The sequence below is a fragment of the Serratia sp. CY33525 genome, assembly GCF_052169115.1.
Classification (GTDB): domain Bacteria; phylum Pseudomonadota; class Gammaproteobacteria; order Enterobacterales; family Enterobacteriaceae; genus Serratia; species Serratia sarumanii.
Map to the genome: position 1 here is coordinate 96,633 of NZ_JBJNLK010000003.1, position 13,250 is coordinate 109,882.

At 57.5% G+C, this 13,250-nt stretch carries 11 protein-coding genes and 2 tRNA genes; all 13 read left to right on the plus strand.

Annotation, left to right across the window (positions count from 1 at the left end; genetic code table 11):
* Positions 1 to 37: 37 nt before the first annotated feature.
* On the plus strand, positions 38 to 874 hold the full coding sequence (gene folP, locus ACJ8IM_RS09210; RefSeq protein WP_033648673.1) for a dihydropteroate synthase: 837 nt from the start codon (positions 38 to 40) through the stop codon (positions 872 to 874).
* A gap of 4 nt (positions 875 to 878) precedes the next feature.
* Positions 879 to 2,216 (plus strand): phosphoglucosamine mutase, encoded by a 1,338-nt coding sequence (glmM, locus tag ACJ8IM_RS09215; RefSeq protein WP_021504256.1) that lies wholly within the window; start codon positions 879 to 881, stop codon positions 2,214 to 2,216.
* A 220-nt stretch (positions 2,217 to 2,436) separates the two neighbouring features.
* Positions 2,437 to 2,772 carry a preprotein translocase subunit SecG gene (secG, locus tag ACJ8IM_RS09220; protein WP_004933519.1) on the plus strand — a complete coding sequence of 112 codons (336 nt, stop codon included), beginning with the start codon at positions 2,437 to 2,439 and terminating at the stop codon, positions 2,770 to 2,772.
* 68 nt (positions 2,773 to 2,840) lie between these two features.
* Positions 2,841 to 2,927: transfer RNA gene (locus tag ACJ8IM_RS09225), tRNA-Leu, on the plus strand.
* A 60-nt stretch (positions 2,928 to 2,987) separates the two neighbouring features.
* A tRNA-Met gene (locus ACJ8IM_RS09230) sits at positions 2,988 to 3,064 on the plus strand.
* A gap of 217 nt (positions 3,065 to 3,281) precedes the next feature.
* Entirely contained in the window at positions 3,282 to 3,734 is a 453-nt protein-coding gene (gene rimP, locus ACJ8IM_RS09235; protein WP_028127574.1) for a ribosome maturation factor RimP, read from the plus strand.
* A 21-nt stretch (positions 3,735 to 3,755) separates the two neighbouring features.
* Positions 3,756 to 5,264: a transcription termination factor NusA gene (nusA, locus tag ACJ8IM_RS09240; RefSeq protein ID WP_019453340.1), complete on the plus strand. Its 1,509-nt coding sequence runs from the start codon at positions 3,756 to 3,758 to the stop codon at positions 5,262 to 5,264.
* Between the two features lie 23 nt (positions 5,265 to 5,287).
* Positions 5,288 to 7,975, plus strand: coding sequence for a translation initiation factor IF-2 (gene infB / locus ACJ8IM_RS09245; RefSeq protein WP_033652759.1), 2,688 nt, complete (start codon positions 5,288 to 5,290; stop codon positions 7,973 to 7,975).
* 70 nt (positions 7,976 to 8,045) lie between these two features.
* Positions 8,046 to 8,456, plus strand: coding sequence for a 30S ribosome-binding factor RbfA (rbfA, locus tag ACJ8IM_RS09250; protein ID WP_004933508.1), 411 nt, complete (start codon positions 8,046 to 8,048; stop codon positions 8,454 to 8,456).
* Positions 8,456 to 9,400, plus strand: a complete 945-nt coding sequence (gene truB / locus ACJ8IM_RS09255) for a tRNA pseudouridine(55) synthase TruB (protein ID WP_033652760.1) — start codon at positions 8,456 to 8,458, stop codon at positions 9,398 to 9,400. The genes rbfA and truB overlap by 1 nt, the downstream gene beginning before the upstream one ends.
* Positions 9,401 to 9,524: 124 nt before the next feature.
* On the plus strand, positions 9,525 to 9,794 hold the full coding sequence (rpsO, locus tag ACJ8IM_RS09260; RefSeq protein WP_004933502.1) for a 30S ribosomal protein S15: 270 nt from the start codon (positions 9,525 to 9,527) through the stop codon (positions 9,792 to 9,794).
* A gap of 256 nt (positions 9,795 to 10,050) precedes the next feature.
* On the plus strand, positions 10,051 to 12,168 hold the full coding sequence (gene pnp / locus ACJ8IM_RS09265) for a polyribonucleotide nucleotidyltransferase (protein ID WP_033636825.1): 2,118 nt from the start codon (positions 10,051 to 10,053) through the stop codon (positions 12,166 to 12,168).
* A 128-nt stretch (positions 12,169 to 12,296) separates the two neighbouring features.
* Positions 12,297 to 13,181: a lipoprotein NlpI gene (gene nlpI / locus ACJ8IM_RS09270; protein WP_033636826.1), complete on the plus strand. Its 885-nt coding sequence runs from the start codon at positions 12,297 to 12,299 to the stop codon at positions 13,179 to 13,181.
* Positions 13,182 to 13,250 lie beyond the last annotated feature (69 nt).

Below are 13,250 nucleotides of genomic sequence, written 5' to 3' on the forward strand. Positions count from 1 at the left end.
CGGGCAGTGAACCAGGCAACAGTAAGGTGGACCAACCATGCAGTTAACCGTGCGCGACATGACGCTCAATCTCTCCCATCCGCAGGTGATGGGCATCCTCAACGTGACGCCGGATTCGTTTTCCGACGGCGGCCGCCACAACACCCTGAACCAGGCATTACTGCACGCGCATGCGCTGATTTCGGCCGGCGCCACGATGATCGATATCGGCGGCGAGTCGACAAGGCCGGGGGCGGCAGAGGTGAGTGAAGAGGAAGAATTGGAACGGGTCGTGCCGGTAGTGGAAGCGCTGGCGCAGCGTTTTGAAGTCTTTATCTCTGTCGATACCTCGAAAGCGGGCGTGATCCGCGAATCAGCGCACGCCGGCGCACACCTGATCAACGACATTCGCTCACTTCAGGAGCCGGGTGCCCTGGCGGCGGCGGCGGAAAGCGGGCTGCCGGTCTGTCTGATGCATATGCAAGGGCAGCCGCGCACCATGCAGCAGGCGCCGCACTACGACGATCTGATTGCCGACGTTCAGGCGTTTTTCGAGCACCATATCCGGCGCTGTAACGAGGCGGGGATAACAAATCAGAAATTGCTGCTCGACCCAGGCTTCGGTTTCGGTAAAAATTTGGCGCACAACTATCAGCTTCTGGCGCGGTTGTCGGAGTTTCATCGTTTCGGTTTGCCGCTATTGGTCGGCATGTCGCGTAAATCGATGATTGGGCAACTGCTGAACGTGCCGCCGGATCAACGGGTGATCGGCAGCGTGGCCTGCGCGGTGATCGCGGCGATGCAGGGCGCGCAGATTGTCAGAGTGCATGACGTTAAAGAAACCGTCGAGGCGATGCGTGTCGTCGAGGCAACACTTTCAGCTAAGGGACAGTAGAGACATGAGCGAGCGCAAATATTTTGGCACCGACGGCATCCGTGGCAAGGTCGGGGACAGCCCCATCACGCCGGACTTCGTGCTGAAGCTGGGCTGGGCGGCCGGTAAAGTGCTGGCGCGCCACGGTTCGCGTAAGATCATCATCGGTAAGGATACGCGCATCTCCGGCTATATGCTGGAGTCCGCGCTGGAAGCCGGCCTGGCGGCCGCAGGGCTGTCCGCCTCCTTCACCGGGCCGATGCCCACCCCGGCGGTGGCCTATCTGACGCGCACCTTCCGCGCAGAAGCGGGCATCGTCATTTCCGCTTCTCATAACCCGTTCTATGACAACGGCATCAAGTTCTTCTCGATCGACGGCGCCAAGCTGCCGGACAACGTCGAAGAAGCTATCGAAGCCGAGATGGAAAAGCCGCTGACCTGCGTGGAGTCCGCCGAGCTGGGTAAAGCCAGCCGCATCATCGATGCCGCCGGCCGCTATATCGAATTCTGCAAAGGCACCTTCCCGAGCGAGCTGAGCCTGAAGGGGCTGAAAATCGTGGTCGACTGCGCCAACGGGGCGACCTACCACATCGCGCCGAGCGTGCTGCGCGAGCTGGGCGCCACGGTGATCGCCATCGGCGTTGAGCCGGACGGCATGAACATCAACGAGAAGTGCGGCGCTACCGACGTGCGTCAGCTGCAGGAGCGCGTGCTGCAGGAAAAAGCGCACGTGGGCCTGGCGTTTGACGGCGACGGCGACCGCGTGATGATGGTGGATCACCTGGGCAACAAGGTGGACGGCGATCAGATCCTGTACATCATCGCCCGCGAAGGCCTGCGTCAGGGCCAGCTGCGCGGCGGCGCGGTCGGCACCCTGATGAGCAATATGGGGCTGGAGCTGGCGCTGAAACAGCTGGGTATTCCGTTCGCTCGCGCCAAAGTGGGCGACCGCTATGTGTTGGAGAAGCTGCAGGAGCTGGGCTGGCGTATCGGTGCGGAAAACTCCGGCCATGTGATCCTGCTGGACAAAACCACCACCGGTGACGGCATCGTGGCCGGGCTGCAGGTGCTGACTGCCATGGTGCGCAACCACATGAGCCTGCACGACCTGTGCAGCGGCATGAAGCTGCTGCCGCAGATCCTGGTCAACGTGCGCTTCGCCGGCGATCACAATCCGCTGGAGTCTGAAGCAGTGCGCAAGGTCACCGAGCAGGTAGAGGCCGAGTTGGCCGGCCGCGGCCGGGTGCTGCTGCGCAAATCGGGCACCGAGCCGCTGATCCGCGTAATGGTGGAAGGCGAGGACGAGCAGCAGGTGACCGCGCTGGCGCATCGCATCGCCGACGCGGTGAAATCCGCCGGTTAAAACAGACAGTTAGCCATCGGGCTCGGCACAGCTGAGCCCGAATAGGCGATTGTTGGCGTTTTTTTCCGCAAACGCGCCGGCGGCTGCAAATTGCCCTTGCGCGGGTTGGCGGCTTTGGTTAGTATTCACACCCGCTTCAGTAGGCAGTTTATAAAAACGCCTGCTTGATGAGTGTGAAGCATTTGGCATGCGGTGAGGCCGCAAGGATACGGGTACTACTATGTACGAAGCTCTTCTGGTAATTTTCCTGCTGATTTCAATCGGGCTGGTTGCTCTGATTATGTTGCAGCAAGGTAAAGGCGCTGATATGGGAGCCTCTTTCGGAGCAGGTGCATCAGGCACATTGTTCGGTTCGAGTGGTTCCGGTAACTTTATGACCCGCATGACTGCTGTGCTGGCGACGCTGTTCTTCGTCATCAGCCTGATTCTGGGCAACCTCAGCAGCAACCAAAGCAAGAAAGGCAGCGAGTGGGAAAACCTGGGTCAGCCAGTGAAAACTGAGCAGACAACCGCGCCGGCAGCACCTGCCAAGCCGAGCAGCGATATCCCGCAGTAAGCCGAAAAAGTTTGTAAACGGTGGTTGTGAACTCGAAAGAACAACGGCCGTTAGCAGTAAGAATCAGTACCGAGGTGGTGGAATTGGTAGACACGCTACCTTGAGGTGGTAGTGCCCTAACGGGCTTGTGGGTTCGAGTCCCATCCTCGGTACCAAATCCCAGAGATAACTTGCAATTTTGCGATTATCGGCGTAGTATTTGCCACGTTTTCGGACGCGGGGTGGAGCAGCCTGGTAGCTCGTCGGGCTCATAACCCGAAGGTCGTCGGTTCAAATCCGGCCCCCGCAACCACTTTCCTTTAAGTGTTTATTTTCAAATACACTTTTCGATTGAAATCCGCTTTTCTCGATCAACATTTGAAAATGACACTTGCTCGAAAGTTGTACCGAGGCCGCCTAGCGGCAAACAGGGTCCAGTTGCATAAAGCCCCGATTTTTCGGGGTTTTTTGTTATTTGGCAACAGAATCACTGGGCTATTTAGCCCTTTTTTTATGTCTTGGGGGTGGGCTTGTCCACATTAGAGCAACAGTTAACAGAGATGCTTTCGGCACCCGTAGAAGCGTTGGGCTTTGAGCTTGTAGGCATCGAATTCATTCGTGCGCGCCAATCGACGCTCCGCATCTATATTGATAGTGATAACGGCATCAATGTTGATGATTGCGCTGATGTCAGCCACCAGGTCAGCGCTGTATTGGACGTCGAAGATCCAATCACGGTCGCTTACAACTTGGAAGTCTCCTCTCCTGGCCTTGATCGCCCGATGTTCACCGCAGAGCACTATACGCGTTTCCTCGGTGAAGAAGTCAGCCTGGTCCTGCGCATGGCGGTACAAAACCGTCGCAAGTGGCAGGGTATTATCAAGTCTGTCGAAGGCGAGATGATCACGGTTACTGTGGAAGGGAAAGATGAAGTGTTCGCGCTGAGCAACATCCAGAAAGCGAACCTGGTACCCCACTTTTAAAGTTTGGAAGAGGCAACTAGGATGAACAAAGAGATTCTGGCTGTTGTTGAAGCAGTTTCCAATGAAAAATCCCTTCCGCGTGAGAAGATTTTCGAAGCGCTGGAAACTGCATTAGCCACCGCAACCAAGAAAAAATACGAGCAGGAAATCGACGTGCGCGTCAGCATTGACCGCAGAACCGGCGATTTCGATACCTTCCGCCGTTGGGTCGCCGTAGACGAAGTGACGCAGCCAACGCGTGAAATCACGCTGGAAGCCGCTCAGTTTGAGGATCCGAGCATCGAGCTCGGTGGCTACGTCGAAGATCAGATCGAATCCGTGACCTTCGACCGCATTACCACCCAAACCGCCAAGCAGGTTATCGTGCAGAAAGTGCGCGAAGCCGAGCGTGCGATGGTGGTTGACGCTTTCCGTGAACACGAAGGTGAGATCGTCACCGGCGTGGTGAAGAAAGTGAACCGTGACAGCATCGCGCTGGATCTGGGCAACAACGCCGAAGCGGTGATTGGCCGTGAAGACATGCTGCCGCGCGAAAACTTCCGTCCGGGCGACCGCATTCGCGGCGTACTGTACGCCGTGCGTCCTGAAGCACGCGGCGCGCAACTGTTCGTCAGCCGTTCCAGCTCGGAAATGCTGAAAGAACTGTTCCGCATCGAAGTGCCGGAAATCGGCGAAGAAGTGATTGAAATTAAAGCGGCAGCCCGCGATCCTGGCTCCCGCGCGAAAATTGCAGTGAAAACCAACGACAAGCGCATCGACCCGGTCGGCGCCTGCGTAGGTATGCGCGGTGCGCGCGTTCAGGCCGTGTCGAGCGAGCTCGGCGGCGAACGCATCGACATCATTCTGTGGGATGATAACCCAGCGCAATTCGTCATCAACGCCATGGCGCCGGCCGACGTCGCGTCGATCGTGGTAGACGAAGATAACTGCACCATGGATATCGCCGTTGAAGCCAGCAACCTGGCGCAGGCGATCGGCCGTAACGGCCAAAACGTGCGTTTGGCTTCCCAGCTGCTGAAACAACACCGCGGCGACGATCGTTGGGAACTGAACGTGATGACGGCGGACGACCTGCAGGCCAAGCACCAGGCCGAGGCTCATGCCGCTATTGATACCTTCACCAAGTATCTTGATATCGACGAAGATTTCGCCACCGTACTGGTTGAAGAAGGCTTCTCCACGCTGGAAGAGCTGGCCTACGTGCCGATCAAAGAGCTGTTGGAAATCGACGGTCTGGATGAAGATACGGTTGAAGCATTGCGCGAACGCGCCAAAGCTGCATTGACCACGCTGGCCCTGGCACAAGAAGAAAGCCTGGGCGACAACAAACCGGCCGACGATTTGCTCAACCTGCCGGGTCTTGAGCGCAGCATGGCCTTTAAACTGGCCGCGCGTGGGGTTTGTACGCTGGAAGATCTTGCCGAGCAGGGTGTTGACGATCTGGCTGATATTGAAGGGCTTAGCGATGAGCAAGCCGGTGAGCTGATCATGGCTGCACGCAATATCTGTTGGTTTGGCGACAACGCGTAATAACTGTAGCAGGAAGGAACAGCATGACGACAGATGTAACCGTAAAATCGCTGGCAGCAGAGATTCAGACTCCGGTTGATCGCCTGGTACAGCAGTTTGCTGATGCAGGGATCAACAAGTCCGAGTCGGACTCTGTTACCCAGCAAGAAAAAGAAACATTGCTGGCGCACCTGAACCGTGAACACGGCAGCGCGCCAGGTAAACTCACTTTGCAGCGCAAAACGCGCAGCACCTTGAATATCCCGAGCACCGGCGGTAAAAGTAAATCGGTGCAAATTGAGGTCCGCAAGAAACGCACTTATGTAAATCGCGATACGCAGGAAGCCCAGTTGGCTGAAGCGGCAGAGCAGGCACAGCGTGAAGCGGAAGAGCAGGCACGGCGCGAAGCGGAAGAGCTCGCAAAACGCGAAGCGGAAGCGAAGCGCGCAGCCGAAGAGCAAGCCAAACGTGAGGCCGCGGAGATTGCTAAGCGTAATTCAGCGGAAAAAGAAAAAGTGACCAATCAACATACCGACGAAATGACCAAGCCAGCTCAGGCGGAAAAAGCACGCCGTGAAGCCGAAGCCGCTGAACTGAAACGCAAAGCGGAAGAGGAAGTGCGCCGCAAGGTTGAAGAGGAAGCCAAGCGCGTGGCGGAAGAAGCCCGCCGCATGGCCGAAGAGAACGGCGAGAAGTGGGCTCAGGCAGACGCGGCAAGCGCCGCGGTTGAAAGCGCCGACTATCACGTGACCACCTCTCAGCACGCCCGCGCCGCGGAAGACGAAAACGACGCCAAAGTTGAAGGCGATCGTCGCAGCCGCACCCGCGGCGGCAAAGCCACCAAGCAGAAGAAAGGCAACAAGCTGTCCGAATCCAAAGCGGATCGTGAAGAGGCGCGTGCCGTTACCCGTGGCGGTAAAGGCAAACGCAAGCCTAGCGCTCTGCAGCAGGGCTTCAACAAGCCGGCGCAGGTGGTTAACCGTGACGTGGTGATCGGCGAAACCATCACCGTGGCCGAGCTGGCCAACAAGATGGCGGTAAAAGGTTCTCAGGTCATCAAAGTGATGATGAAGCTGGGCGCCATGGCCACCATCAACCAGGTTATCGACCAGGAAACCGCACAGCTGGTTGCCGAAGAGATGGGCCACAAAGTTATCCTGCGTCGTGAAAACGAGCTGGAAGAAGCGCTGATGAGCGACCGTGATACGGGCGCTGCGGCCGAGCCGCGCGCGCCGGTCGTGACCATCATGGGCCACGTTGACCACGGTAAAACCTCTCTGCTGGACTACATCCGCTCCACCAAAGTGGCGGCGGGCGAAGCCGGCGGCATTACCCAGCACATCGGTGCCTACCACGTAGAAACCGAGAACGGCATGATCACCTTCCTGGATACTCCGGGCCACGCCGCGTTTACCTCGATGCGTGCTCGCGGTGCTCAGGCGACTGACATCGTGGTGCTGGTAGTGGCGGCCGACGACGGCGTGATGCCACAGACCATCGAAGCTATCCAGCACGCGAAAGCGGCGCAGGTGCCGTTGGTGGTTGCGGTGAACAAAATCGACAAGCCGGAAGCCGATCCGGACCGCGTTAAGCAGGAACTGTCTCAGTACGGCGTTATGCCGGAAGAGTGGGGCGGCGAAGCGCAGTTCGTCCACGTGTCCGCGAAAGCCGGTACCGGTATCGACGAGCTGCTGCAGGCTATCCTGCTGCAGGCCGAAGTTCTGGAACTGAAAGCAGTTCGCAGCGGCATGGCGAGCGGCGTGGTGATCGAGTCCTTCCTGGATAAAGGCCGTGGCCCTGTGGCTACCGTGCTGGTTCAGGAAGGTACGCTGAACAAGGGCGATATCGTCCTGTGCGGCTTCGAATACGGCCGTGTGCGTGCGATGCGCGACGAATTGGGCCGTGACGTGACCTCCGCCGGTCCGTCTATCCCTGTGGAAATCCTGGGTCTGTCCAGCGTGCCTGCAGCGGGTGACGAAGCAACCGTGGTGCGCGATGAGAAGAAAGCGCGTGAAGTGGCGCTGTACCGTCAGGGCAAGTTCCGCGAAGTCAAACTGGCGCGTCAGCAGAAGTCCAAGCTGGAAAACATGTTCGCCAACATGACCGACGGCGAAGTGTCCGAGCTGAACATCGTACTGAAGTCCGACGTACAGGGTTCTTGCGAAGCGATCAGCGACTCGCTGCTGAAACTCTCCACCGACGAAGTGAAGGTGAAGATTGTCGGCTCCGGCGTAGGTGGTATCACCGAAACCGACGCGACGCTGGCTGCGGCTTCCAACGCCATCATCCTGGGCTTCAACGTGCGTGCCGACGCTTCTGCGCGCCGCGTGATCGAAGCGGAAAGCCTGGATCTGCGTTACTACTCCGTGATCTATAACCTGATCGACGAAGTGAAGCAGGCGATGAGCGGTATGCTGGCGCCGGAATACAAGCAGCAGATCATCGGCCTGGCCGAAGTGCGTGACGTGTTCAAATCGCCTAAGTTCGGCGCTATCGCCGGCTGTATGGTTACCGAAGGGACCATCAAGCGTCACAACCCAATCCGCGTACTGCGCGACAACGTGGTTATCTATGAAGGCGAGCTGGAATCCCTGCGTCGCTTCAAAGATGACGTTAACGAAGTCCGTAACGGCATGGAATGTGGTATCGGCGTTAAGAACTATAACGACGTGCGCGTCGGCGACATGATCGAAGTGTTCGAAATCATTGAGATTCAACGCACCATCGCTTAACGATTGCACATCTGCTTATATCTGTTTACGGGGGGCCTTTGTGCCCCCCGATTTGTCTGGAGAATCCAAAATGGCAAAAGAATTCAGCCGCGGCCAACGCGTGGCGCAAGAGATGCAGAAAGAGATTGCGATCATTCTGCAGCGTGAAGTGAAAGATCCGCGCGTCGGCATGGCGACCGTTTCCGGCGTAGAAGTGTCCCGTGACCTGGCGTATGCCAAGGTTTACGTCACCTTTCTGAACGTACTGACCGAGAACCACGATCCGGATCTGGTCACCAACGGCATTAAAGCGTTGCAGGACGCTTCCGGTTATATCCGCACCCTGCTGGGCAAAGCGATGCGCCTGCGCGTGGTGCCGGAGCTGACCTTCGCTTACGACAACTCCCTGGTGGAAGGCATGCGCATGTCCAACCTGGTGACCAACGTGGTGAAGAACGACGCCGAGCGCCGTTCCGCCTCAGGCGATGACAAGGAGGATTAATGAGTCGCCCTCGTCGCCGCGGCCGTGATATCCACGGCGTGCTGTTGCTGGACAAGCCGCAGGGTTTGTCGTCCAACGATGCGCTGCAAAAAGTAAAACGCCTGTACAACGCCAACCGGGCGGGCCATACCGGCGCGCTCGATCCGCTGGCGACCGGCATGCTGCCTATCTGCCTGGGCGAAGCGACCAAGTTTTCGCAATATCTGCTCGATTCCGACAAGCGCTATCGGGTGATCGCCAAGCTGGGGCAGCGTACCGATACCTCCGACGCCGACGGCCAGATCGTGCAGGAGCGCCCGGTGAACTTCACCCAGGCGCAGCTCGACGCGGCGCTGGACACCTTCCGCGGCGATATCCAGCAGGTGCCGTCGATGTATTCGGCGCTGAAATACCAGGGAAAGAAACTCTACGAGTATGCGCGCCAGGGCATTGAAGTGCCGCGCGAAGCGCGCAGCATCACGGTGTACGAGCTGCAGTTTATCCGTTGGGAAGGGGATGAGCTGGAGCTGGAGATCCACTGCTCGAAAGGCACCTACATCCGCACCATCACCGACGATCTCGGCGAGCTGCTGGGCTGCGGCGCGCACGTGATCTATCTGCGCCGCCTGCAGGTGGCGACTTACCCGATCGCGCGCATGGTGACGCTGGAACAGCTGAACGCCCTGCTGGAGCAAGCGCAGGAACAAGCGATCGCTCCCGGCGACCTGCTCGATCCGCTGCTGATGCCGATGGACAGCCCGGTTGAGAACTATCCGGAAGTGAATTTGCTGCCGGTGGTGGCGGGCTACGTCAAGCAGGGGCAACCGGTGCAAGTGGCCGGTGCGCCGGCTTCCGGCCTGGTGCGCATCACCGAGGGTGAAGAGCGAAAATTCATCGGCGTTGGCGACATCGCCGAGGACGGTCGCGTGGCGCCACGCCGCCTGGTGGTCGAGCATTTCGACTAACGGCGGGGCTCTGCGTCGCCTTGCGATCGCACTGCGCTAAGAGTAGAATGGCGCAGCTTATGCATTGGGTTGCTGAATTAGAGATCGGCGCCTGTTTTTATTATCTATAATCTGGAGTATTACAATGTCTCTAAGTGTTGAAGCTAAAGCTCAAATCGTAGCTGATTTCGGTCGTGGTACTAACGACAGCGGTTCTACCGAAGTTCAGGTTGCCCTGCTGACTGCGCAGATCAACCATCTGCAAGGCCACTTCTCCGAGCACAAAAAAGATCACCACAGCCGTCGTGGTCTGCTGCGTATGGTTTCTCAGCGTCGTAAGCTGCTGGACTACCTGAAGCGTAAAGATGTAGCACGTTACACCAGCCTGATCGAGCGTCTGGGTCTGCGTCGCTAATCTAGCAAGTTTCAGTGGAAAGGGGCCTATTTTGGCCCCTTTCTTCTAGGAAGCATAAGCAAATCAGGTTAATGTATTACTGATGTTTCCAAACAGGTTCTTCCGTTACAGAGGTTCGCGCGGCTAATGAGAGGCTTTATCTCCCGCCTGAGATAAGGATTGTCATTAGTCGCGAGGATGTAGTGAGAAGGCAAATCGAGTCACAGGCGTGTCGAGTCGTCAATGCGATTGCGCGCCGCTAATCAAGGATATAATTTTGCTGACACCGATCATTCGCAAATTCCAGTATGGCCAGCATACCGTCACCATCGAAACCGGTATGATGGCTCGTCAGGCCACCGCCGCCGTTATGGTGAGCATGGATGACACCGCCGTATTCGTTACCGTCGTTGGCCAGAAAAAAGCCAAGCCGGGCCAGAGCTTCTTCCCGCTGACCGTTAACTACCAAGAGCGTACCTACGCCGCCGGCCGCATCCCGGGCAGCTTCTTCCGTCGCGAAGGCCGTCCGAGCGAAGGCGAGACCCTGACTTCTCGTCTGATCGACCGTCCGATCCGTCCACTGTTCCCGGACAACTTCCTGAACGAAGTTCAGGTGATCGCGACCGTGGTTTCCGTTAACCCGCAGGTGAACCCGGACATCGTTGCGATGATCGGTGCTTCCGCAGCCCTGAGCCTGTCCGGTATTCCGTTCAACGGCCCAATCGGCGCCGCGCGCGTGGGTTACATCAACGATCAGTACGTACTGAACCCGACGACCGATGAGCTGAAAGAAAGCCGTCTGGATCTGGTGGTTGCCGGTACCGCCGGCGCGGTGCTGATGGTGGAATCCGAAGCGGACGTGCTGAGCGAAGATCAGATGCTGGGCGCCGTGGTGTTCGGCCACGACCAGCAGCAAGTGGTTATCGAAAACATCAACGCGCTGGTTGCCGAAGCCGGCAAACCGAAGTGGGATTGGCAGGCGCCTGCGGTCAACGAAGCGCTGCAAGCGCGCGTGGCTGAATTGGCCGAAGCTCGCCTGGGCGACGCTTACCACATCACCGAAAAACAAGAGCGTTATGCTCAGGTTGACGCGATCAAAGACAGCGTTGTTGAAACTCTGCTGGCGCAGGACGAAACGCTGGACGCCGGCGAAATCCAGGACATCCTGGGCAACCTGGAGAAAAACGTGGTGCGTAGCCGCGTACTGCGTGGCGAGCCGCGTATCGACGGCCGTGAAAAAGACATGATCCGTGGCCTGGACGTGCGCACCGGCGTACTGCCGCGCACCCACGGTTCCGCGCTGTTCACCCGTGGCGAAACTCAGGCGCTGGTTACCGCGACCCTGGGCACCGCGCGCGACGCACAGAACCTGGACGAGCTGATGGGCGAGAAGACCGACAGCTTCCTGTTCCACTACAACTTCCCTCCGTACTCCGTGGGCGAAACCGGCATGGTCGGTTCTCCTAAGCGTCGTGAAATCGGTCACGGTCGCCTGGCGAAACGCGGCGTATTGGCTATGATGCCTAAACCGGAAGATTTCCCGTACACCGTTCGCGTGGTGTCTGAAATCACCGAATCCAACGGTTCTTCTTCCATGGCTTCCGTGTGCGGCGCGTCTCTGGCGCTGATGGACGCCGGTGTGCCAATCAAGGCTGCCGTTGCGGGTATCGCGATGGGCCTGGTGAAAGAAGCCGACAACTTTGTGGTTCTGTCCGACATTCTGGGTGACGAAGATCACCTGGGCGACATGGACTTCAAAGTGGCCGGTAGCCGCGACGGTATCACCGCGCTGCAGATGGACATCAAAATCGAAGGTATCACCCGCGAAATCATGCAGGTGGCTCTGAACCAGGCCAAGGGCGCGCGTCTGCACATCCTGGGCGTGATGGAACAGGCTATCAGCACCCCGCGCGGCGATATCTCCGAATTCGCACCGCGTATTCATACTATCCGCATCAACCCGGATAAGATTAAAGACGTGATCGGTAAGGGCGGTTCCGTTATCCGCGCGCTGACCGAAGAGACTGGCACTACCATCGAAATCGAAGATGATGGTACAGTTAAAATCGCTGCGACCGACGGGGAGAAGGCGAAATTCGCTATCCGTCGTATCGAAGAGATCACGGCAGAGATCGAAGTGGGCCGTATCTACCAGGGTAAAGTGACCCGTATCGTTGATTTCGGCGCATTCGTCGCTATCGGCGGTGGTAAAGAAGGTCTGGTACACATTTCTCAGATCGCCGACAAGCGCGTCGAGAAAGTGACCGACTATCTGCAGATGGGTCAGGAAGTGCCGGTTAAGGTACTGGAAGTTGACCGTCAGGGCCGCGTGCGTCTGAGCATCAAAGAAGCGATGGCGCCGGAAGCGGGTTCACCTGCGCCTGAAGCAGAATAACTGTATAGATAGTTTTACAGCTCCCCGCCACGGGGTTGGGAGCTGTTCGTATCGCGCGGGTAGGATGCCCGCGTTTTAGCAAACGGAGGACAGGACGTTCATCCAATGTTTGTCTTCGGGAGTGGGAAATGAAGCCTTTCTTGCGCTGGTGTTACGTTGCGACAGCACTCATGCTGGCAGGATGCAGCAACCATGATTGGCGTAAAGACGAAGTTTTGGCAATCCCGTTGCAGCCAACGTTGCAGCAGGAAGTGATCCTGGCGCGCATGGAACAAATTCTTGCCAGCCGGGCACTGACGGATGACGAACGCGCACAGCTTTTATATGAGCGCGGTGTGCTGTATGATAGCCTCGGGTTACGTGCATTAGCGCGCAATGATTTCTCGCAGGCGCTGGCGATACGTCCCGACATGCCGGAAGTTTTCAACTACCTGGGCATTTACTTAACGCAGGCAGGCAATTTTGATGCTGCCTATGAAGCGTTTGATTCTGTACTAGAGCTTGATCCAACTTACAATTACGCGCGTTTAAACCGGGGCATCGCACTGTATTATGGCGGCCGCTTCCCGTTGGCGCAGGATGATCTGCAGGCGTTTTATCAAGACGACCCAAACGATCCCTTCCGTTCGTTATGGCTGTATCTGGTGGAGCGAGAAATCGATCCCAAGAAGGCCGAGGTAGCGCTTCAGCAGCGCTATGACAAAGCGGACAGAGGGCAATGGGGATGGAATATTGTCGAATTCTACCTGGGCAAGATCAGCGAAAAAACGCTGATGGAACGCCTCAAGGCAGATGCAACGGATAACACTTCGCTCGCTGAGCATCTCAGTGAAACTGACTTCTATTTGGGTAAACACTACCTGAGTCTGGGGGACAAGGACACCGCTTCGGCGCTGTTCAAACTGACGGTGGCTAACAACGTTCACAACTTCGTTGAGCACCGCTATGCATTGTTGGAATTGGCGCTTTTGGGCCAAGAGCAAGACGACCTATCGGAATCGGACCAGCAATAGCTGACGAACACCTATCAGCCTGATGAACATTGGTTTTTAACCAAAGTTATCGCCTTCACGGGCGAGGGC